18 protein-coding genes are annotated in these 22,235 nt (G+C 61.6%); 5 read left to right on the forward strand and 13 right to left on the reverse strand.

Features of this window, described 5'->3' with window-relative positions:
• Positions 1 to 7: 7 nt before the first annotated feature.
• Entirely contained in the window at positions 8 to 1,843 is a 1,836-nt protein-coding gene (locus KW841_RS16000; protein ID WP_218477921.1) for a tetratricopeptide repeat protein, read from the forward strand.
• A 163-nt stretch (positions 1,844 to 2,006) separates the two neighbouring features.
• On the opposite strand, the gene KW841_RS16005 is transcribed toward KW841_RS16000, so the two are convergent.
• The 7 genes from KW841_RS16005 to KW841_RS16035 all read right to left on the reverse strand — a co-directional run bounded on the left by KW841_RS16005 (position 2,007) and on the right by KW841_RS16035 (position 11,107).
• Positions 2,007 to 3,335: a TolC family outer membrane protein gene (locus KW841_RS16005; protein WP_218477923.1), complete on the reverse strand. Its 1,329-nt coding sequence runs from the start codon at positions 3,333 to 3,335 to the stop codon at positions 2,007 to 2,009.
• Positions 3,332 to 4,666 carry an HlyD family type I secretion periplasmic adaptor subunit gene (locus tag KW841_RS16010; RefSeq protein WP_218477925.1) on the reverse strand — a complete coding sequence of 445 codons (1,335 nt, stop codon included), beginning with the start codon at positions 4,664 to 4,666 and terminating at the stop codon, positions 3,332 to 3,334. Before KW841_RS16010 ends, KW841_RS16005 begins: the two co-directional genes overlap by 4 nt.
• A gap of 7 nt (positions 4,667 to 4,673) precedes the next feature.
• A complete protein-coding gene (locus KW841_RS16015; protein ID WP_218477926.1) occupies positions 4,674 to 6,395 on the reverse strand; it encodes a type I secretion system permease/ATPase in 1,722 nt (573 codons plus the stop codon).
• Between the two features lie 321 nt (positions 6,396 to 6,716).
• Entirely contained in the window at positions 6,717 to 7,880 is a 1,164-nt protein-coding gene (locus KW841_RS16020; protein ID WP_218477929.1) for a DUF4350 domain-containing protein, read from the reverse strand.
• Entirely contained in the window at positions 7,877 to 9,421 is a 1,545-nt protein-coding gene (locus KW841_RS16025) for a DUF4129 domain-containing protein (RefSeq protein WP_218477930.1), read from the reverse strand. Before KW841_RS16025 ends, KW841_RS16020 begins: the two co-directional genes overlap by 4 nt.
• Entirely contained in the window at positions 9,408 to 10,385 is a 978-nt protein-coding gene (locus tag KW841_RS16030; RefSeq protein ID WP_218477932.1) for a stage II sporulation protein M, read from the reverse strand. Before KW841_RS16030 ends, KW841_RS16025 begins: the two co-directional genes overlap by 14 nt.
• Positions 10,382 to 11,107 carry an RDD family protein gene (locus KW841_RS16035; protein ID WP_218477935.1) on the reverse strand — a complete coding sequence of 242 codons (726 nt, stop codon included), beginning with the start codon at positions 11,105 to 11,107 and terminating at the stop codon, positions 10,382 to 10,384. Before KW841_RS16035 ends, KW841_RS16030 begins: the two co-directional genes overlap by 4 nt.
• Before the next feature lie 199 nt (positions 11,108 to 11,306).
• Between KW841_RS16035 and sbcB the strand changes: the two genes are divergently transcribed.
• Positions 11,307 to 12,737: an exodeoxyribonuclease I gene (sbcB, locus tag KW841_RS16040; protein ID WP_218477937.1), complete on the forward strand. Its 1,431-nt coding sequence runs from the start codon at positions 11,307 to 11,309 to the stop codon at positions 12,735 to 12,737.
• A 100-nt stretch (positions 12,738 to 12,837) separates the two neighbouring features.
• On the opposite strand, the gene mvaT is transcribed toward sbcB, so the two are convergent.
• Complete coding sequence (gene mvaT / locus KW841_RS16045) at positions 12,838 to 13,215, reverse strand: histone-like nucleoid-structuring protein MvaT (RefSeq protein ID WP_218477948.1); 378 nt, start codon at positions 13,213 to 13,215, stop codon at positions 12,838 to 12,840.
• A 336-nt stretch (positions 13,216 to 13,551) separates the two neighbouring features.
• On the opposite strand from mvaT, the gene purU reads away from it, so the two are divergent.
• Both purU and KW841_RS16055 read left to right on the forward strand, forming a co-directional pair.
• A complete protein-coding gene (purU, locus tag KW841_RS16050; RefSeq protein ID WP_007977367.1) occupies positions 13,552 to 14,400 on the forward strand; it encodes a formyltetrahydrofolate deformylase in 849 nt (282 codons plus the stop codon).
• Positions 14,401 to 14,486: 86 nt separating this feature from the next.
• Positions 14,487 to 14,663, forward strand: a complete 177-nt coding sequence (locus KW841_RS16055; RefSeq protein WP_193601762.1) for a hypothetical protein — start codon at positions 14,487 to 14,489, stop codon at positions 14,661 to 14,663.
• 52 nt (positions 14,664 to 14,715) lie between these two features.
• Here the strand turns inward: KW841_RS16055 and KW841_RS16060 are convergent, their stop codons facing one another.
• The 4 genes from KW841_RS16060 to KW841_RS16075 all read right to left on the reverse strand — a co-directional run bounded on the left by KW841_RS16060 (position 14,716) and on the right by KW841_RS16075 (position 19,704).
• Entirely contained in the window at positions 14,716 to 15,711 is a 996-nt protein-coding gene (locus tag KW841_RS16060; RefSeq protein WP_218477950.1) for a lysylphosphatidylglycerol synthase transmembrane domain-containing protein, read from the reverse strand.
• On the reverse strand, positions 15,708 to 16,484 hold the full coding sequence (locus KW841_RS16065) for a DUF2334 domain-containing protein (protein ID WP_218477952.1): 777 nt from the start codon (positions 16,482 to 16,484) through the stop codon (positions 15,708 to 15,710). Before KW841_RS16065 ends, KW841_RS16060 begins: the two co-directional genes overlap by 4 nt.
• On the reverse strand, positions 16,477 to 17,589 hold the full coding sequence (locus KW841_RS16070) for a glycosyltransferase family 1 protein (protein WP_104449226.1): 1,113 nt from the start codon (positions 17,587 to 17,589) through the stop codon (positions 16,477 to 16,479). The genes KW841_RS16065 and KW841_RS16070 overlap by 8 nt, the downstream gene beginning before the upstream one ends.
• Positions 17,590 to 17,814: 225 nt before the next feature.
• On the reverse strand, positions 17,815 to 19,704 hold the full coding sequence (locus tag KW841_RS16075; RefSeq protein WP_218477954.1) for a methyl-accepting chemotaxis protein: 1,890 nt from the start codon (positions 19,702 to 19,704) through the stop codon (positions 17,815 to 17,817).
• A gap of 188 nt (positions 19,705 to 19,892) precedes the next feature.
• Here KW841_RS16075 and KW841_RS16080 point away from each other — a divergent pair, with 188 nt between their 5' ends.
• Complete coding sequence (locus KW841_RS16080) at positions 19,893 to 21,371, forward strand: helicase HerA-like domain-containing protein (RefSeq protein WP_218477956.1); 1,479 nt, start codon at positions 19,893 to 19,895, stop codon at positions 21,369 to 21,371.
• A gap of 119 nt (positions 21,372 to 21,490) precedes the next feature.
• On the opposite strand, the gene KW841_RS16085 is transcribed toward KW841_RS16080, so the two are convergent.
• On the reverse strand, positions 21,491 to 21,946 hold the full coding sequence (locus tag KW841_RS16085; protein WP_007977359.1) for a DUF721 domain-containing protein: 456 nt from the start codon (positions 21,944 to 21,946) through the stop codon (positions 21,491 to 21,493).
• Positions 21,947 to 22,235 lie beyond the last annotated feature (289 nt).

Raw genomic sequence — 22,235 nt, forward strand, 5'->3', positions numbered from 1 at the left:
CGCGCAAATGCTTAGACAGAATCTTGAGAGCCCGAACCTCGATGTCGTGCTGGCCGCAGCCCTGCAGCTGGCCGAGGGTATCGCTCTGGAACCGATGAAGTTGCTCGAAACCGCAGACCGGCTCAATGGCGCGCAGCGCATTGCCGATGTCGCGGCGCTCTACCAGCGCTGGCTGCAGCACTGCCATTCGTCGGTCAATTACATTATCCAGTTCAACCTGGGGGCCACGCTGTCGCAACTGGGGCAGATCGAGGCCGCAGAGGCAGCCTATCGCGCCGCCATTGCCCAGAATCCGGAATTCGCCCAGGCGTGGTTCAATCTGGGGACGCTGCTGGAGCGTCAGAACAAACCGCAGGAGGCCCTGGCCATCTGGCAGTCGATGCTCGATGACCGCATGGTCGACGCCACGCAAAGCCGCGAGCTGTACCTGATGACCTGCAACAACCTGGGCCGCCTGTTCGAGGAAACCCGGCAGTTGCAGAAATCCGAAGCCATCCTGCGCACCAGCCTGGATGCCGACCCGAATCAACCCAAGGTGATTCAGCACTGGGTGCACTTGCGCCAGAAGCAATGCGTGTGGCCGGTCTATGAGCCACCGGCAGGCTTGACCCGTGGCGATCTGCTCAAGGCGTCTTCGCCCCTGGCACTGCTCGCCGGCAGCGATGACCCCGGCCTGCAACTGGCCGCCGCGGTGCACTTCGTCAAGGAGCGGGTCAATGTACGGGTACCCGCCCTGGCTTCGGCCCAGGGCTATGGCCACCAGAAGTTGCGCATCGGCTTCCTGTCTTCGGACTTCTGCCTGCACGCGGTGTCGTTGCTGACGGTGGAGTTGTTCGAGCTGATCGATCGGCGGCGCTTCGAGGTGTACGGTTTTTGCTGGAGCCGCGAAGACGGTTCGGCCCTGCGCGAGCGGGTCAGGCAGGCCATGGATCACTTCGTGCGGATCGATGCCATGGACGATGCCACTGCCGCGCAATGCATCCGCAACCATGAAATCGACATCCTCATCGACCTGCATGGGCTGACGTCCGGGGCCCGGCCGGACATTCCGGCATACCGCCCGGCGGCGGTGCAGATGACCTACCTGGGCTTTCCCGGGTCGACCGGCCTGCCAGGCATCGATTATGTGATCGCCGATCGCTACCTGATCCCCGACAGCGAGAAGGCGTACTACAGTGAAACACCGCTGTACCTGGCGCAGATCTACCAGTGCAGCGACCGCCAGCGCCCCGTTGCGGCGTTGCCGACCCGCGCCGAGTGCGGCTTGCCGCAAGAGCGTTTCGTGTTTTGCTCGTTCAACAACAACTACAAGTTCAACGAAGAAGTGTTCGACTGCTGGATGCGGATCCTGCAGCGCGCCCCCGACAGTGTGTTGTGGCTGCTGGCCGACAACCAATGGGCCCAGGAAAACCTCTGCGCCAGGGCCCAGGCGCATGGCGTGGATCCGGCACGCCTGCTGTTCGCCCCGCGGGTTGCACCGGAGCAATACCTGGCCCGCTACAGTGCCGCGGATCTGTTCCTCGACGCGTACCCGTTCAACGCCGGGACCACGGCCAACGATGCCCTGTGGATGGGGCTGCCGGTACTGACCCGCTCGGGCCGTACTTTTGCCTCGCGCATGGCCGGCAGCCTGCTGACTGCGCTGGACCTGCCGGAGCTGATCACCACCACGCTGGCCGAGTACGAAGAGCGTGCCGTCGAACTGGCGACCCGGGCGGACCTGTTGCCCGGCTTGCGTGAGCGTCTGCACCGGGGCCGCGAGCACTCGGCGCTGTTCGACACACCACGCTTCGTCAGGGATTTCGAGGACGCGATCAGCAGTGTGGCGCCTGGCCGGGTCTGAGCTGTTCCTATCCTATTATGTAGGAGCGAGCTTGCTCGCGATGGATGTGAGAGCGCTGCGTTCAGTCAGTAAACACGCGTTATCGTTTACGACCATCGCGAGCAAGCTCGCTCCTACAGTTGAGCAGTTGAGCAGTTGAGCAGTTGAGCAGTTGAGCAGTTGATCAGAACAACCCCTGGACCTTTTCCAGCTCATTGCGGGTCATCTGGCCGGTGCGGGTGTGCAGGTTGACGTAGCTTTGCAGCATCGCCAGCTTGGTATCGAGCAGGTCACGCTTGGAAGAGAACAGGCGCTGTTGGGCGTCGAGGATGTCGACCGTCGAGCGCACGCCGGCCTCATAGCCTTTTTCCGCGGACTTCAGGGCGGTCTGGCTGGAGCGCACGGCCGTCACCAGGGCCTTGATCTTCTCGAAGCCCGCCACCACCCCCAGGTAGTTGAGCTCGAGGTCCTCGTTCATTTGCTGGAGCTGGACCTCATACCCGGACCGGGCACTCTCCAGGGCTGCGCGGGCCTTTTCCGAAGAAGCGCTGACCCCGCCGCCCTGGTACAGCGGGATATCGATGACGACGCCCACGTAGTATGTCGACTGGCGCTGGGACGTTTCGTTGATGTCGCTCTGGCCGACCTGCGCCAGCCGGCCGCTCAGCGCCACGGTCGGGTAGTGCCCGGCCTTCTGCTGGTTGAGGTTGGCTTCGGCCACTTTGATCGAAGCACGGCTGACGCCCAGTGCCGACGCGGCCTGGTCGGCCTTGATCAGCCAGTAGTCGAGGTCCTGCTCGGGGGCCAGCAAGGCGGCGGCCGGTGCCTGCTCCTGCATCTGCGGGATCTCGCTGACGGTAATCCCGGCGCGACCCGCCAGCTTGCGCAGGGCCGCACGATGCTGGGCCTGCAACTGGATTTCCTGGGCACGGATGGAATCGAGCCGGGCTTGCGCTTCTTCAAGGTCGGTGATGCTGCCTTCACCGGCTTCAAACAGGCGCCGGGATTGCTTGGCCAGTTCTTCGACCGAGGCTTTCTGCTGGATCGTCAGCTTGAGTTCGTTTTCCACCTGGGCGAGATCGAAATAGGCCTGCACCACGCGATCGAACAACTGCTGGTCGGCTCCTTCGTGCTGGACTTCGCCCAACTGTCCACGCGCCTTGGCCTGCTCGTAGGAGGCCCAGCGGCCTTTATCGAACAGCGGCTGGATAACCGACAGGGCAACGCTGTCGGAAGTGTATTGATCGTTCTGGTTATTGGCGCGGGACTGCTTTTCGAACTCTCCGCCCTTACCGTAGCGCGAGTTGATGGCGACCTGCGGCAGCAAGCCACTGCGGCCGATGGCCTCTTCCTGGCGCGATGCCTCGAAGTCATGGTTGGCAACCTGGTAGGTCGCATCGTTGAGTCGCGAGGCGTCGTAGAGGGCGACCAGTGACAACGGCGCTTCAGCGGCCAGCAGCCGGCACGAGCAGAACACGGAGAGTAGCAAGGCGATGCGTACGGACACGGTCATTCTTCCTTGAAAGCCCCGGCCATACGCTCGGTCACCGGCTGCATCAAGTAATTGGCAAGGGTGCGTTCGCCGGTCTTGACCAGTACTTCGGCCTGCATGCCTGGCTTGACATCCAGGCCCAGCTCGCGCAGATGGATGATCGCCTCGGGGCTGACCGAGACCTCCACCGAAAAGTAGGGCGAACCGGTGTGTTCGTCGATCAACTGGTCGGCCGACACCGTGAGCACCTTGCCGACGATCACCGGGGTGTGGACCCGTTGCAACGAACCGAAACGCAGATCGACCGGCAGCTCCGGCTTGAGCCGGTCGGCCATCATCGGCGGGAATTGCGCCTTGACCACCCAGCTGGAGCCTTGCGGGACAATGTCCATCAGGCGCTGGCCCGCGGGTGCGACGCCGCCGACGGTGTGCACGGTCATGCCCATCACCTGGCCGGCGACGGGCGCGACGATGGCGGCGCTATTGACTTCGAATTCCAATGACTTGATCTGGTCGATCAGGCTCGAGGTCTGCGCCACGACCTGGGTCAATTGCGACTCGGCGTCGCTGCGAAAGACCTGCCCCTGTTGCAGCGCCTTGAGCTCGCTTTCATTGATCGCCTGGCGCGTGCGGCCGATATCGGAAACGCTCGAAGCCAATTGGGCGCCCAGCTGCGCCGCACTGCTTTCCGCTTCGAACAGCCGGTTGCGTGGCAGATACCCTTCACGGGCCAGTTCCCGCAGCCCCTTGAGCGCCTGCTCCTGGAATTGCAGCTGTACGGCGTGGTTGCGCTTGATCTCTTCGAAGCCCTGGAGCTGTTCTTTGAGCGAGGCTATTTCGTGCCGGCTGATTTGCATGCGGCTGGCCAGTTCGGCACGGCGGGTGGCGAACAGATAGCCTTGCAGCTCCATCGCCGCGACGGCGCGCGGGTCACCGGCACGGGCCAGCAATGCTTCGGACCACTGCACCGTGTCGCGGTTCAGGCGTTCGGCCGTCAGCCGGTCCTCGACGGCGCGGGCGCCGAGCCACTGGCCCAGGGCGACATCGAGTTGCGACTTGGCCTGGACGGTGTTGAGCTGCATCACCACTTGCCCCTGCTGCACCCGGTCGCCTTCACGTACCAGGATGCTGTCGATCGTGCCGCCATTGCGCGACTGCACGGTCTTGCGCTCGCCGGAAACCACCACGGTGCCGCTACCGACCACGCCGCGGTCAAGCGGTGCCAGGCAGGCCCAGAGCAGGAACCCGCCCAGGCTCAGGAGCAAAAACCACACGCCGATCCTGGCAATGCCCGCGGCATCCGCATCGGGCTTGTTCTCGGGGGTCGAAATGTCGCTCGAACTGGGTTGCATTGACGCCTCAGGCTTCTTGATTGCGGGGTTCGACGGCTTTTACCGGTGTCGCAGGCACCAGGGTCTTGAGCACCTGGTCACGCGGGCCGAACAGGGTTTGTACGCCGTCCTTGAGGAACAACAGCTTGTCGACCGCGCCGAGAATGCTCGGCCTGTGGGTGACCAGCACCACGGTGCAGCCTTCGGCCTTGAGCTTGCGCACGGCCTGCACCAGTGCCGCTTCACCGGCATCGTCGAGGTTGGAGTTGGGCTCGTCGAGCACCACCAGCGCCGGTTGGCCATACAACGCGCGGGCCAGGCCGATGCGCTGCTTCTGGCCGCCGGACAACCCCAGTCCGCCAGTCCCGAGCAAGGTGTCATAGCCTTTGGGGAAGTGCAGGATCATCTCGTTGATCCCGGCCAGTTGCGCCGCTGCGATGACCTTGCCTGGGTCCACCTCGCCGAAGCGCGCGATGTTTTCGGCGATGCTGCCATCGAACAGCTCGATGTCCTGGGGCAGGTAACCCAGGTGCGGGCCGAGGGCCGCACGCGACCACTGGCCGATCTCGGCGCTGTCCAGGCGTACCGAGCCCTGCCTGGCGGTCCAGATGCCGACCATGGCGCGCGCCAGGGAGGACTTGCCCGATGCGCTCGGACCGATGATCGCCAGGACTTCGCCCTTGGCCAGACTGATGGTCACGCCGTTGACTGCGGGCTTGTGCATGCCCGGCGGGGTGATCACCAGGCGGTCGATGCTCAGGGCCCCGGTCGGTGCCGGCAGGGGCATGCCTGGCGCGGCCTTGGGGAATTCGTTGAGCAGGCGGTTCAAGCGTTCGTAGCTGCTCTTGGCGTTCCCCATCTGCTTCCACGAACCGATCAGCGCCTCGGCCGGCGCCATGGCTCGTCCCAGCAATACCGACACGGCGATCATCACCCCGGCGGAAATCTGGTTCTCGATCACCAGGATGGCGCCCAGGCCAAGGGCCAGCGATTGCCAGGTCATGCGCACAAAGCGTGACAGCGCAGCGATCCGCGAGCTGCGGTCACTGGCCTCGCCCTGCTCGGTAATGACCCGCTGCTGTACGTTGAACCAGCGCTGGCGCAAGGGCGCGAGCATGCCCATCGCCTGAATCACCTCGGCGTTCTGCAAGGTGCTGTTCACGTAGCTGGAAGACGCCACGGACAAACGGTTGGCTTCGCTCATGCTTTTGCGGGTGGTCAGCTCGTTCCAGACGCCCAGCCCGGCAAGGATCAGCGAGCCGATGACCGTGAACACCCCAAGCCAGGGATGGAACAGGAACGTCGCGATGATATAGATCGGCAGCCACGGCGCATCGAAGATGGCAATCAGCGCCGGACCGGTGACGAACTGCCGGATGCTGTTCAAATCGCTCAGCACCTGGGCCGGGTTGGCGCTGTGCTCCTTCAGGCTGCGCTCGAAGGCCGCATCGAACACTCGCTCGCCCAACTGAGTGTCCAGGCCGGCGCTCATTTTGATCATCACCTGGCCACGCACCCACTCCAGCACACAGCCGAGGGCAAAGAACCCGAGCAGGATCAGGCTCAGCATCAACAGCGTGGTTTCATTGCGGCTGGTCAGGACGCGGTCGAAAACCTGCATCATGTAGATGGACGGGACCAGCATCAGCAGGTTGATCACCCCGCTGAACAGTGCCAACACGCCGAACAGTCGACGATAACGTAGCAGCGCGGCATCAATATCTCGCTGGGGATCTAGGAAGAGTCGCATAAAGTCCGAAAGATGAAAAAAACATTGGGAAAGACGACGGTTATGTTGATGCCCGGGTGCATTGCGCGGCGGCGATGCTAGCACTTTGCCCCTTGTTAATGAACAGCTTGAAGCCAGTCGGCACCTCTATTCCATCGGCTTGAAGGAGGCGATCTTGAGTGGGTTTTCGATGAGCCGACGAGCAGTCACCAGGCCGGCTCGATGTGGGCATGGGCAAGCCCGCTTCATGCGCTGAGCAAGTCGCCTCTGGAGCGCGTCGAATCGCCCCGGATTCTCCAGGTACCTTGAAAAATCACTGCGTAATGCTTCCCAAGTACCCGTTCATAAAGCGTTCCTCAGGGATTGCAGGTGGGCGACCTGACGGCTGAATTCAACGCTTGAAAGCCGTTGGTTCGGACGCGGGCTCATGGCCTGGCTGATAGCGCGTGTGGGTTGGCCGGTCAGGCGTGCGAGCACCAACCATTGTTCGGCGACGGCGAGTTGTTCAAAGCCGGGATGGCGACGTCGCACGCGCCGCAGGATGTCCTGCTGCAAGGCTTGCAACAGGCCGGCTTGACCGTTGCGGCGCAACAGGAAGTCGGCACTGGCGCGCAGGTGCTCCTGCAGTTGCCGGCGTGCTTTCGGTGCCGGCTCCAGCAACGGCCCCTGACGCACGCCAAAGTGCCAGAAACCCAGGCCGATCAAGGCGAACAAAGCGGCCAGCGCCTGGGGGAAATAACGCAGCAGCAAGGTCGGCAGGCTGTCGTGATCGGTGTTGAAGATCAGCGTCACGCGGGTGTCGGCGGTCAGGTACCAGAGCAGCCAGGCGTTGTCGTATTGCTCGATGGCCGGGGTTTTCCACAGGTCGGCATCGGTGACCACGATGATCGAGCCGAGTCCGTAATCAAGTTGCATCATGTGCGTCGCCCTGGCGCTGTTGGCCCAGGCCTGGGCGAGGTTTTTCGGGTCTTCGAGGTGGAAGGCGGTATCGAAACCGGCATAGGCCGGGGCGTCTTCGTCTTCCAGATAGAGCTTGGTCAGTTGTGGGTAAGGATCGTCACCGATATCCGGTGGCGGCGCCTTGAGGTCTTTGCTCAAGAACTGGCGCAGCTGTACCCGGTCAAGCAGCAGGTCATTGCTGTGGCCGAGTTTTTCGTCCCACAACGACTCGGCGACGAACAGCAGCCGCCCGCCGCCTCGGGTCCAGTTCATCACCTGGTCGATCTGCCGTGGCGTCATGTTGTAGCGGTCCCCGAGCAACAACAGGCTGTGTCGATGCGGATCGAGGCTGGGGAGGATGTCCAGGCCGTTGGCGTGATCGACGCTCAGGCCTTGCCGGCGCAGGAACAGTTGCGCCGCCAGATAAGGGTTGGCCCTGGCTTCGGGAGAAGGGCCGTGGTCGATTTCGACTTGATAGGGGGTTGCCTTGAGGTACAGATAAAGACCCAGCGCAGCCAGCAGCACGGCGAGCAGTGCAATGGCGATCGTGCCCCGGCGCCGACTCAACGGAACGCTTCCGGATCGAACAACACGCGCCAGCCGTCACACAGTTCCTGTCGCACCTGTTCGGGGGGCAGGCGGTGACCGTAGGCCATACCTTGCCAGTGCCCGGTCAGGTTTTTGCTGTAGGCCAGCAAGGCCGGTTGCTGTAACTGCTCGATGCGCTGCAGCACCTGTCCTTCGGTGTCGGCGGCCTCGAGCGCGATGTTGAAATCGTGCGACAGGCGGCTGAGCAGGGCGCGATAGAGCAATCCCAGGGCTTCGCGCGGATGGCTTTGCCAGAGGCTTTCGGCGCGGGCGGCAATGTCGGCGGGCAGGGACTCGGGCTTGAGGTCCAGGCCAAACGCCTGCTGCGGCAAGGGGCGCACGGCTTTGACGTCGAGGGTCGGTCGCCGGCTGACGAACGCCTGCACCCAGTCGCGATAGCGCCAGATCAACAGGCCGACAGCACCGATGACGATGCCCCACAGCGCGATTTCAATCAGGTTCGCCAAGGCTCTGAAGTGCTGTCCCTCAAACAGCTGCAACAGGGACTTCAACCATTGCGGTGTCTGCCCGTCGCCCGACGCTTGCGCGCCCGGCGGGTCTTCGCTGAAGCGATAGCGTGTCACCGCTTCCCGGTTCTTGAAGGGTGGCTGTTCGAGGATCGTCTTGATGCCGTCCCTGGCGACCTGAGTGTTCAGGGGCTGGTCCAGCAGGCGCGGGCTGTCGGGTGAAATGGCCGGTTCGGCGGCCCACACGCTGTGTGCAGGTGACATCAGCGACATCACGGCGATCAACAGCACGCTGCTTGCGCTGATCAGACGCTGACGCATCCGGCGGAACACCAGTTCGATATCCCAGGCCTCCAGCACGGTGCGCCGGTTCAAATAAAGGCTGAAACCGCAGGCGACATAGATCGGCTCCCAGACCACCAGCACCAGTGCATAAAACAGGTTGGTCAGGTGTTCCAGCCAGCGCCAGTCCTGGGTGGCCGCAGAGATCAGCGACTGCCAGCTCCAGTCCAGCGCGACCTGTTGTGGCAGCAGCAGATAGAACAACACCATCAAGCCGATCCACAGCGCGCCTTCCAGGTGCGCGCCGATGATCGTCAGCCAGCGTGCGGCGCCGGCGTCCCGCTGCAACAGCACCTCTAAACGCTGCTGGCGCTGTTGTCCGTCGAGGCCTTCGAGTTGCGCCACCGGCATCACGAAACTGCGCTGCAGACTCAGGCGTCGCCAGGTCAGGCTGGCCAGCAATTGCCCTTTGAGCAGTCGCGGCCATTGCCGCAGGGCCTGCTTGAGCGTGGGGGCTTCGCCAAACATGGCTTTGGACAAGATGTACAAGGGCAGGCGGTCGAATGCCGGTTTCAACCACCAGAAAATCAACACTGCGAGAGACGGTGAGTCCCAGAGCCCCCAACTGAGCAACGCGAACAGCGGCAACGTGAGTAACGCCCAACTGGTCATCAGCAAGCGTCGGTGGCGTTGGCTCAGGAGCACGCCGAGGTCCATGGCTTCCCAGGTCGAGCGCGGGCGAATGACCACGCTGGCGTCATTCAGGCGCATGGCGGCGACGTCCGGCGAATACGAGATAAACCACCACCAGCAACCAGAGCGCCGCGCCGACCAGGTACTTGGTCTGGGGCAACGGGCGAGTCATCGATGACCAGTAGGCTTCGATAAACGCCGCGATCAACAGGAACAGCATGACTCCGCAGATCAGCAGCACGCTCTTGCGCGCTGCCAATCGCAAGGACTCGGCGCGGGGCAGGCGGCCCGGGGCGACCAGCGCCCAACCCAGCTTCAGACCGGCGGCGCCTGCCAGGGCGATGGCGCTGAGTTCGAAAGCGCCATGGCCGATCACGAATGACCAGAAGGTCTGCCCGTAGCCGACGTAGGTCAGGTGCCCGGCCACCGCACCGATCATCAGGCCGTTGTAGATCAGGAAGAACACACTGCCCAGGCCGAACAGCAAACCGCTGGCGAAGGTCTGAAAGGCGATGCCGATGTTGTGCATGATGTAGTAGCCGAACATCACCCAGTCTTCACTGGCGGCCCGTTCCGCCGTGCGCCCGAGGTGACCGGCAACGGGGTCGTACATGCTTTGCATTTCGCTGACCTGTTCGGCGGGGATCAGGTTGTAGATCAGGTCCGGGAACAGGTACACCAGCACCGCGAAACCGGCCAGGCTGACAAAGAACATCAGGCTGGCGGCGAGCACAAAACGCCACTGTTCGCGCACCAGGCGTGGGAAATCCGCGAGGATGAAAGCCAGTGCATTGGCCCCCAGGCGGCTGCGGTGACGGTAAAGCTGTTGATGCCCGCGCAGCACCTGTTGCTGCAACGAGTCGATCAGAAAACTGCTGTAGCCACGCTCCCGTGCCAGTGCCAGGTGTTGGCAGAGGCGTCGGTAATCCTTCGGAAAACTGCCGGCGTCGGTGACCTTGCCGTCCCGTTCCAATTGTTCGAGCAGCCCGCAGAAACGGTCCCACTCGGCTTTGTGCCGACGTTCGAAAAGGCTTTGTTTCATGTCGGCCCCAACAAGCCGCGGGCGATGCCGTTGAGCTCGGTCACCGCCTGCGCGGCCGGGACGTGCAAGGGTTGGGCGAGAATGGCGGCCAGTTCATCGGCCCGCGCCCGGGAGAGTTCGCCCTGGCGCTCGGCAAACCCGAGGATGGCCCGTTGCTCGCTGAGCGTCAGGGCAAATGTCGTGCGACGGGGTTGGGCTTCGGGGAGTTCGGGGCGGGTGTGCGAGTGTTCGCGGTAGATCACCAGGGTCCCGGCGGCGATATCGCCAAGGCGCTTGAAGTGGGGGTGTTGCAGGCAACTGATGGCCCCGACGAAGTAACCGAAGGGCAACAGGTCGACAACGCGCAACAGGTTGCGCAGCAGCGAAGCGGACCAGCCGACCGGGGTGCCATCGTCGTGCACCACCCGCAGCCCCATCCATTGCTTGCCCGGCGAGCGGCCCTGGTTGAGCGCCTCGAACAGCACCATGTACCACCAGCTCACCCCGAACAGCAGGATCGACCCGAGCCCGGCGCCCAATTTGCCGAGCATCGCCAGCGCAATGAACAGCACACCGAGGACCAGACCGCGCAAACCAAGATCGATGGCGAACGCCAGCGCACGAACCATCAACCCGGCCGGGCGCAGTGGCAGGTCGACGCCCTCCGGCGTTTCGACCTGGTACCGCGTGTCCAGTGGCGGTGACAGCGGCGCATTCCGTGGCAGTGCTGTGGTCTCGAGCATGGGCAACCTGATGATGTGGCCTGGATCGGGATTGTGTATCCATTCGATGCTAGCAGCCTAGTCGAGGGGCGGGGGCGCAGGGAAACGACATAATCCTGTATTGCATGGTGAGCCGCGCAAGGTGCTTGAATGACAGACTACTGGCCGGGGCGGGAGGTGAACGCCTAGACTTTGCCGATCTTCAGTTCAGGAATCGCCCGTGACCTCCATCTTCTGGTACGACTACGAAACCACTGGCATCAATCCCCGTTGCGACCGTCCGTTGCAAATGGCCGGCCTGCGCACCGACTTCGATCTCAATGAAATCGACGAGCCGGTCAATCTTTACTGCCAGCCCAGCGACGACATCCTGCCGCATCCGGCCGCTTGTGCGATCACAGGGATCACGCCCGGGCAACTGCAGGCGCAGGGCTTGAGCGAAGCCGATTTCATGACTCGGGTGCATGCCCAACTCGCGGCACCGGGCACCTGTGGCGCGGGGTACAACACGCTGCGTTTCGATGACGAGATGACCCGCTACAGCCTGTACCGAAACTTCTTCGACCCCTATGCGCGGGAGTGGCAGGGCGGCAACAGCCGCTGGGACCTGATTGATGTGGTGCGCGCCGCTTATGCCTTGCGTCCCGATGGCCTGCAATGGCCGACGGACGACGAAGGGCGGGTCACGCTCAAGCTCGAACGCCTGACCGCGGCCAACGGCATCGATCACGGCAATGCCCACGAGGCGCTGTCTGACGTTCGCGCGACAATTGCCCTGGCGCGCCTCATTCGGGAAAAACAGCCAAAGCTCTACGCCTGGCTGTTTCAACTGCGCAGCAAGCAAAAAGTCATGGACCAGATACGCCTGCTGCAACCGCTGGTGCATGTTTCCGGGCGCTTTTCGGCGGCGCGCAGCTATGTGGGGGTGGTGTTGCCGCTGGCCTGGCACCCACGCAACAAGAACGCCCTGATTGTCTGTGACCTGCATCTCGACCCCCAGGGCCTGCTCGACCTGGATGCCGAAAGTTTGCGTCAGCGCTTGTATACCCGCCACGACGAACTGGCCGAAGGGGAATTGCCGGTGCCGTTGAAGCTGATTCACATCAACAAGTGCCCGGTGGTGGCCCCGTTGTCGGTACTTCGTCAAGAAGATCAGCAGCGTCTGGGGCTGGACATGGCGCTGTATCAGCAGCGGGTGTTGCGGCTAAATGACGCGCGGGAAGTTTGGCTGGATAAAGTCCTGGCGATTTATGCCCGCGAAGATTTTTCCCAGAGCCAGGATCCGGAGCAACAGTTATACGATGGATTTATCGGTGATCGGGACCGGCGTTTGTGCGAACAAGTCAGAGCCGTTGACCCGATGCAGTTGGCACAAGAGCAGTGGCCTTTCGATGACGAACGCTTGCCTGAATTATTGTTTCGATATCGCGCACGCAACTTTCCCGATACGTTGAATGCCGAGGAGCAAGAGCGCTGGCGAATATTCTGTCAGAAACGTTTGTCAGACCCCGGATGGGGAGCGCCAAATACCCTCGAAAGTTTTGTAGAGGCCGCGGCCCAATTGAGCGTTAGTGCCTCTGCGTTTCAGCAGGGGGTGCTCGGTGAGTGGCAGGATTATGTCGAGGGATTGCGTCAGCGTTTGCATCTTTGAAATCGAACCTGTCGGTGCTTAAACACCGCGCATAAAAAAACGCCAGCATTTGCTGGCGTTCTTTTTTTGTCACGGATCCATCTGCGACAAGCTCTGAGGCTTAGCCCAGCAGGGTAGCCCAGCCTTCTACCACGTCGCCGCCCCACTTGGCTTTCCACTCTTTCAGAGTCTTGTGGTTGCCACCTTTGGTTTCGATGACTTCGCCGTTGTGCGGGTTTTTGTATTGTTTAACTTTGCGAGCACGCTTGGTGCCGGTAGTTTTCGCTGCGCCGCCGCGTGGTGCCTTGGTTTTCGACTCTGGATCCAACAGCGCGATGATGTCACGCAGGGACTTGGAGTATTCACCCATCAAGGTGCGCAGTTTGCCTTCGAATTCCAGCTCGGTTTGCAGTTTGTCGTCTTGGGACAGGTTCTTCAAACGGGCTTGCAGCTCTTTGATAGCTTCTTCGGTGGCGCGATATTCGTTGATCAAGGACATGGGAACTACCTTATGTTGTACGCTGGATGGCAGGTGACAGTGCGGCAATAATAGTCACGGTGTTTCATCAAGTAAACATTTGAGCCAACTTTATTTAATTTAGTTGCCGTGTCTTGGGCGCACATAGGTAATGCCGTTATTAGTGTGATCCAGGTCCGTCGGATATACATAATTTAACAATTGCCCGGCATCGCTAGAGCATCCGGACGAACCGGCACGGGTGTTGGCCGTCCAGCCGCACCGACCTTCCGGCAGGGTGAATCGTCAACAATACTGCAGTTTTGCTGCGCAATCGCTAGAATGGCGGCCTTTGCGAAGTTCTGGAGTTTCCCCCTCATGCGCACTTTTCGTCTGGTGATTTCTTGCCCGGACCGTGTTGGCATCGTTGCCAAAGTCAGTAACTTTCTGGCATCACACAACGGTTGGATCACTGAAGCGAGCCATCACTCGGACAATCTCAGTGGCTGGTTCTTCATGCGTCACGAAATCCGTGCCGACTCCCTGCCATTTGGTATCGAAGCGTTGCGCGAAGCCTTTGCCCCGATCGCCGAAGAGTTCTCGATGGACTGGCGCATCACCGATACCGAACAAAAGAAGCGTGTCGTGCTGATGGCCAGCCGCGAGTCGCACTGTCTGGCCGACTTGCTGCATCGTTGGCACAGCGATGAACTGGACTGCGAAATCTCCTGCGTGATTTCCAACCATGATGACTTGCGCAGCATGGTGGAGTGGCACGGCATTCCGTACTACCACGTCCCGGTCAATCCGCAGGACAAGCAGCCGGCTTTCGCCGAGGTGTCGCGCCTGGTCAAGCAGCACGACGCCGAAGTGGTGGTGCTGGCCCGCTACATGCAGATCCTGCCGCCCGAGCTGTGCAGCGAATACGCACACAAGGTGATCAACATTCACCACAGCTTCCTGCCATCGTTCGTCGGTGCCAAGCCGTACCACCAGGCCTCCCTGCGCGGTGTGAAGCTGATCGGCGCGACCTGCCACTATGTGACCGAAGAGCTGGATGCCGGACCGATCATCGAGCAGGACGTGGTGCGTGTCAGCCACAGCGACAGCATCGAAGACATGGTGCGTTTCGGCCGCGATGTCGAGAAGATGGTGCTGGCCCGTGGCCTGCGTTATCACCTGGAAGACCGGGTGCTGGTGCACGGCAACAAAACCGTCGTCTTCTGATAGACGCACGACGCGGTTGAAATTCGAAGGGCCTGGGCGTTCAATCGCTCCAGGCCCTTCGCCGTTTCTGCACCGAGGACATGACCATGGCCGATCCACTGGACAAAGCCACATCCCGGGCTCCCGCCACGCTGGGCGAGGGTTGCCTGAGCCGCTACGACCCGGATGACATGGGGCCTGAAGACGGTACGGAGTTTCCGGGGGCAGCCGAGTTGTGGGAGCAGCTGCAGCAGGAGTCTGACGATGAAACCGGGAAGGATTAAAAAAAATCGCAGCCTGCGTGCCCTGTAGGAGCTGCCGCAGGCTGCGATTTTTTCAGGCCTGCCTGATTTTCATCAATTTCATCAGCAGCGGCCGCCCCAGCATCAGCAAAAACACCGGTCCACCGACCAACAAGTAGAAGTAATACGTCACCGCCCGCCAAATCAGAATCGCCGCGGCGGCCGTGGATTTCCCGACCATGGGTGCCAAGAGCGCCGCCGACGTCAGCTCCGCCGCCCCGGCTCCACCCGGCAGAAGGCTGAATTGGCCGGCGCTGAGCGCCAGCATCTGGATCAGAAAACACCAGGCCCACTGCAAATCCGCGCCGAGCCCGCGCAACGCCAGATAGAGCACGCTGTAGCGCAGGAGCCAATGCACACAGGTCAGGACGAATACCTTGATCAAGGTCTGCGCGGGCAATTTCAGCGTGTCGGTAAACGCCGCCAGAAACTGCAGGAGCTTGCGCGCCCAGCGCATTCGCGTGGCCGCTTTGACATTGGCTCGGGCGAGCCATCGACCGCTCAGGCGAATCAACGAGCGGTGATAGCGGGCGACCATGGCGCAGGTGATCAAGCCGCCGAACAGCGAAACAGCGCTGACCATCAGCATCCATTCCATGCGCTGGCTGAGGTGCTGGAACAGGGCGTAAACAAGAATCCCGCTCAAGGCGCAGAGGAAAAACAGCAAGTCGCTCAGTTGGTCCATGGCAAACACGGCACTGCCCCTGGCCGGACGCACGCCGTGACGCGCCAGCAAGGCCATGATCGTCAGCGGCCCGCCGCTGCCGCCGGGCGTGGCACAGTAGGCAAATTCGGCGGCCATCACCACGCCAAGGCTCCTGAGCCGGCCGACCTTATGGCATTGATCCCCCAGCAACAGGCGCAAACGCAGGGTGTTCACGCCCCAGCACAGCAGAATCATGCCGAACATGATCAACAGCCATGGCAGCGGAAAAGCGCTCAGCCGGTAGCCAATTTCACTGCCGCCCAACAGCAGTGGAATCAGCACCGCCGCGAGCAGGCCGACGAGCAATAGCAGGGCGCGACTCATGCGGCACAGCCCATTCGGTTGTTTTGCAGTGCCAGCCACTGGGACTTGGTCATCGGAATGCGTCCATTGTCGAGCAGGCGCTCGAGGGTTCGCAGCCAGTATCGGTGCGAGAACTCATGGCGCATGTCCACCGGGTGCAAGCCCAGGCGAATCACCGGGGCGTGCTGCCAGCGTTGTTCACGACGGTCGCTGACGAGCTTCGATACACCCCGGCGCCAGGCACTGCGCGCACTCCAGACCAGCCCCGGGGCCTCGATGGCGGTGAAATCCGGTAAACGGTACAAATGCTGTGAGTCGCTGGTGTAACTCAACGGCAATTGGCGCAATGCCTGGCGAGTGCCTTGGCTCATCAACCAGGCCGGGGCGACGAACCCTTCCAGCGGCCAGTCATGCCGGTGGAACATCTCGATGCCCGAACGCAGGCGGGCGAGGGCGTCTTCTTGAGACAAACGATAAAACTCGCCTTCGTGGGTGTAGACCCGACGCATGAACCAGTCGCGGGGATTGAGAGTCATCGGTCCTTCGTCGCTATGGAAATAGCCATGCAGTGCCAGTTCGTCGCCCCGGGCGACCCTGGCACTGAGCTGGCGGCAAAACCGCGGATGGGCGTCCAGGTTGTTGTGTTTGTGGTAATCCGGAACCACCAGCCAGGTGATCGGCACGTCCCCCAAGGCGTCGACGGCTTTGACGAACGGTTGGTAATCGGCCCAGGTGGGGGGTGCCACGTCGTGCAGTACCAGCAGTAAAGCGGGCCTGTTCATGGACTCAACCATTGGCTGTCAGCGGCCATTGGCTGCCGAGCACGGCGTGGTAGTGGCACAGCAAACTGGTGACCACCGTGTCCCAGGCGTAATGTCGTTCGACATGTAACCGCGCTTGGCGGCCCAGCGCTACGCTGTCCGAGCTGAACAGTTCTCGAACAGCGGTGGCCATCGCGGCTGGATCGTTCGGCGCGCAGAGCCGGCCGCAGTCCTCGGTGACGATTTCCTCGAAAGCCCCGGCCGCCACGGCCACCACCGGAATACCGCTGGCCATGGCTTCGAGTATCACCAGGCCGAAGGTTTCCTGATCGCCGGCGTGCAGCAATGCGTCGGCGCTGGCCATCAGGCGGGCCACTTGCGGCGCCGGGCAGAACTCGTCGATCACCGTCACATTGGACGGCACGGCCGTCGGCATCGATGAGCCAACCAGCAGCAGGTGATAGCGTCGGCCCAGGCGTTTCATGCAGTCGAGCAGCACTGGCAGGTTTTTTTCCTTGGAACCGCGCCCGGCGAAGATCAGCAGCCGGGTGTTGTCGTCCAGGCCCAACTCGGCCCGCAGCTCGGGGTCCCTGGCATCGGGATTGAAGGTTTGCAGGTCGACGCCCAAGGGTTGCACGAACACATTCCTGACCCCAAGCCCGGTGAGTTTGTCGGCCATGACCCGACTGGGCGCCAGGACCCGGTCGAAGTTGCCGTAGAGCTTGCTGACATAGGCCTCGACGTTGTTGGTCACCCAGTTGCCCATGCGGTTGCTGACCAGCAGCGGCAGGTCCGAGTGGTAGAAACCTATGACCGGTACATCGAGTTGCCGCCGTGCATCCAGCGCTGCCCATGCAGTGAGGTAGGGATCACCGACCTCGATCAGGTCAGGTTGCAAAACCTGCAGGACATTGCGCCAGGGCGCGAGACGCAGCGGGAAGCGATAGCCTTTGCCGAAAGGCAGGGCAGGGGCTGGAACGGTGAAGATGCCATCCTGCTCGCTCAAGGACGATCCGGGGATCAGCAAACTGTGGCGAATGCCCGGCTTGATGCCCAGGCGACGGTGCTTTGCATCCAGATAAGTGCGCACGCCACCACTGGCAGGGGCGTAGAACATGGTGATGTCAGCGATATGCACGATGAACGATCCTCCGGTCCCGGTACTCCCTTGGTTGACCTTTATGAAGGATAGATGTTCGGTTGGGGTTGTGCGGGTGGGGTGTCAGCGGGTTTTGTCGTGTTTGACAGGCCGCCTTCGCGGGCAAGCCCGCTCCCACAGGTATTTTGAGTGTTCACACAATTTGTGCTTCACCCGGACTCCTGTGGGAGCGGGCTTGCCCGCGAAGGGGCCCGCAAGAGCGCCTCAGATCCTGAAACTTCCCACCAGCTGCTTCAGTCGAGCCGCCTGCTGCTCAAGGTCCGAGCACGCGCGCAAGGTCGATTGCAGGTTTTCCACGCCTTCCTGGTTCAGCGTGTTGATCTCGGTGATGTCGACGTTGATCGACTCCACCACGGCGGTCTGTTCTTCGGTCGCGGTGGCCACCGACTGGTTCATGCCGTCGATTTCCCCGATACGCAAGGTCACGCTGTTCAGACGTTCGCCCGCGAGGTTGGCGATTTCCACACTGTCCTGGCTGTGGCGTTGGCTGTCGCTCATGGTGCTGACCGATTCCCGGGCGCCGACTTGCAGTTCCTCGATCATGGTTTGCACCTGTTGCGCCGATTCCTGCGTGCGGTGTGCCAGGTTGCGCACCTCGTCCGCCACCACGGCAAAACCTCGACCGGCTTCACCGGCACGGGCGGCTTCAATCGCGGCATTGAGTGCCAGCAAGTTGGTTTGCTGGGAAATGCTGGTGATCACTTCGAGAATCTGCCCGATGTTCACCGTTTTACTGTTCAGCGATTCGATGTTGGTGCTCGAGGCGCTGAGCATGCTCGACAGTTGATTCATCGCCACGATGCTGCGGTCCACCACTTGCTGGCCGTCTTCGGCCAGGCTGCGGGCATCGCTGGCCTGACTCGAAGCCTGAGCGGCGTTGCGGGCGATTTCCTGGGCAGCGGCGCCGAGCTGGTTAATGGCAGCGGCGACACTGCTGGTGCGCGAGGCTTGCTGGTCGGAGTTGAACATCGAGGAGTTGGAAGCCGCGACCACGCGCAAGGCCACTTCGTTGACTTGCCCGGTGGCCGAGGACACTTCACGGATCGAGCCGTGAATGCGCTCGACGAAACGGTTGAACGCGGTGCCGAGGGTGCCGAATTCGTCATTGTTCTGGATGGTCAGGCGTTTGGTCAGATCACCTTCGCCGTCGGCGATGTCGGCCATGGCGCGGGTCATGACGTGCAACGGCTGGATCAGGATGCGAATCAACATGCCGAGCAGGGCGATGATGATGGCCACGGCAATGATGGTTGCAACCACAGCCGAGGTGCGGAATTCGCTGAGCATCGAGTAGGCTTTTTCCTTGTCGACCGACAGACCGATGTACCAGTTGACCGAAGGCAAGCCCTTGATCGGGGTAAAGCTGACGATGCGGGTCTTGCCGTCGACGTCTACTTCGCTGAAGCCGTTGCCGATGCGCGGGGTGTCTTTCGGATACGCCTCGCTCAGGGACTTCATTACCAGCGCTTTGTCCGGGTGAACCAGGATCTTGCCGTCGGCGCTGACCAGAAACGCGTAGCCCATGCCATCAAAGTCGCGGGCGCTGAGGGTCGCGATCAGGGTTTGCAGGCTCAGGTCGCCACCCACCACACCGACACTCTGTCCGGCTTTTTTCGAAGCGGTGGCCATCGAGATGATCAGTTGACCGGTTGCCGCATCGATGTAGGGTTCGGTCAGGGTCGGCGTGCTGCTGTTTTCAGCGCCTTTGTACCAGGGGCGAACACGCGGATCGAAACCGTCGGGCATCTTCGCGTCCGGACGAATGGTGAAGTGCCCGGTGGCATCACCCAGGTAGGACGCCATGAAGGTCGACGTCAGGCTTTTCTGCTCAAGCAGGCTGGCGACATTGGCTTGTTCGGGGTTGATGGCGATGTTTTGCGAGAGGTTCTCGATCAGCAAAATACGCCCGGCCAGCCAGGTCTGGATGTTGTTGGCGGTGACGTCACCCATCTCGTTGAGATAGTTATCGAGGTCTTCGCGGATGGCATTGCGCTGCAAATAGTCGTTGTACAGCGTGAACGAGGCGAAGGCGGCTATAACAATGAGGGCGGCGGCAAGCAGGATTTTATGGCTGAAACGCAGATTTTTGTTCATGGCTTGGGGTTCCGCTAAGGTCTTAATGTCCAGCGCGTGCTTTTATAAAGGGACGCACGACGGGCAAGGTTGAAAGCAATTGAATTTTCCGACTCTCCTTAGGGAAATTTCCTACCAGATCGTGTCTGACTGCTTTGTCGTTATCTCTATCGGCCGTGTAGGACCAAAGATTAATCATGGGTGACCAAATGCCTGACTCACTGCAACTCGTTATCGGCGCCGACCTCAAAGGGCAACCGATTGCCCAGGCCATGCGCCTGGCGAATCGCCACGGTTTGATCGCGGGCGCGACCGGCACCGGAAAAACCGTGACGTTGCAACGAATGGCCGAAGCTTTCAGCGATGCCGGCGTGGCGGTGTTCGCTGCCGACATCAAGGGAGACCTGTGCGGCCTTGGCGCCGCGGGCAACCCTCAGGGCAAGATCGCCGAGCGGATTGCCGGGATGCCGTGGCTCAACCACAAGCCTCAGGCTTATCCGGTGACGTTGTGGGACGTACAGGGGCAGTCCGGTCATCCTTTACGCACAACCTTGAGTGAAATGGGGCCGCTGCTGTTGGGCAGCCTGCTGGAACTGACCGACAGTCAGCAGTCGGCGTTGTACGCGGCGTTCAAGGTGGCGGACCGCGAAGGTCTGTTGTTGCTCGATCTCAAGGATCTGAAGGCGCTGCTCAATCACCTGCGGGACCACTCCGAGTTGCTGGGCGACGATGCGGCATTGATGACCACCGGCTCCAGCCAGGCGCTGCTGCGACGTCTGGCGATCCTGGAGCAACAGGGCGCCGAAGCCTTGTTTGGCGAACCGGCGCTGCAACTCGAAGACATCCTCCAACCCACTGCCGATGGCCGCGGGCGTATCCATTTGCTGGATGCCAGCCGTCTGGTGCATGAAGCGCCAAAAGTCTACGCGACGTTCCTGCTGTGGCTGCTGGCCGAACTGTTCGAGCAACTGCCGGAGCGTGGCGATGCCGACAAACCCTTGCTGGCGCTGTTCTTCGATGAGGCCCACTTGTTGTTCAACGGCACACCCCAGGCATTGCGTGATCGTCTGGAACAAGTCGTGAGGCTGATTCGTTCAAAGGGCGTGGGCGTGTATTTCGTCACCCAGTCGCCGGGTGACCTGCCGGATGATGTGCTGGCTCAGTTGGGCTTGCGAATCCAGCACGGTCTGCGTGCGTTTACCGCCAAGGAGCAAAAGTCCCTGCGCGCAGTGGCCGAAGGTTTCCGGCCGAATCCGGCGTTCGATACATTGTCGGTGTTGACCGAACTCGGGATCGGCGAAGCGCTGGTCGGCACGCTGCAGGAAAAAGGCACCCCGGAAATGGTGCAGCGGGTGCTGGTCGCGCCGCCGCAATCGCGGATCGGGCCTTTGACCGGTGCCGAGCGTACGGCGCTGATTGCCGGTTCGCCGTTGCAGGGGCGTTATGACAAGCCGATTGACCGCGAGTCGGCCTATGAAGTGCTGATGGGGCGCAAGGGCCTGGCGCCCGAACCTGAGGCGGAGCAGGGCAAACAGGAACCGAGTTTCACCGAACAGGCCGGGGAGTTCCTCGGCACGGCAGCAGGGAAGGCGCTGAAGTCGGCGATGCAACAGGCGGCGAACCAGCTTGGCCGACAGTTGGTGCGCGGCTTGATGGGGTCGTTACTGGGCGGCAGCAAACGCCGCTAGCTTGAGCGAACACAGTCAATGTGGGAGCGGGCTTGCTCGCGAAGAGGGTATGTCTGTCACCGTTATATTGTTTGACACACCGCATTCGCGAGCAAGCCCGCTCCCACATGGTTTCTGTGTCAGGTTCTGGTCTTGGCGTGCGCCGCCAGTCGCTCCAGCGCTGCCCGCAGATTCGGGTCGCTGATCCCGTCGGCCGTGGCCTGGATGGTCGCGGCCGCATCGTCCGACAGATCCATGGTATGCCCGACCGCGCCCCGCTGGACGGTAGGTGGCTGCACCTTGAACAGGATTCGCGTCAGGTTGGCAAACTCGTCGAACAGTTGCAGTTGCCGCTGCAGGCGCTTCTGCTGATAGCGCAGGCGGGTTGCCCAATGACCGTCGGTGACAATCAGCAACAAACTGCCTTCGCGCCAGGACGCCACGTGGCAATGCTCGCGAGCGGCGGGTTGCAATTGGCTTTCGAGCAAACGTTGCAAATGACCCAGGCGTTGAGCGTGGCCGAGAATGGCTTTCAGCGGCTTGGCTTCGCGTAATAGAACGGCGGGTACTTTGGCCGTAAGTGGGCGAAATGCCATGATCAGACACCTGAAGTAACAGAGGCGCCATGGTAGCAGAAAGCGCCGGATGCACCCGCCCATTGCTTTTGTGGGCGCTTTACCCATTAAATCAACAACTAACTTCTGCCTTGAACGGCTTGAAGTTGAGCAAAACGCCCCTATTTTAAGTGAGCCCCGTCAAAGCGCTGTGCCAGCATCGTGGAATATCGCCACTTTCCTCACCACCGTTTCCGGGTAGAATGCTCGTTCGCATGCGGCCATGAGGGCTGCACGGGCGACTCACGGGGCCGCCCTCCATCCCTTTAGT

It is taken from the genome of Pseudomonas sp. PDM28 (genome assembly GCF_019219115.1).
Lineage (GTDB): Bacteria > Pseudomonadota > Gammaproteobacteria > Pseudomonadales > Pseudomonadaceae > Aquipseudomonas > Aquipseudomonas laurylsulfatiphila.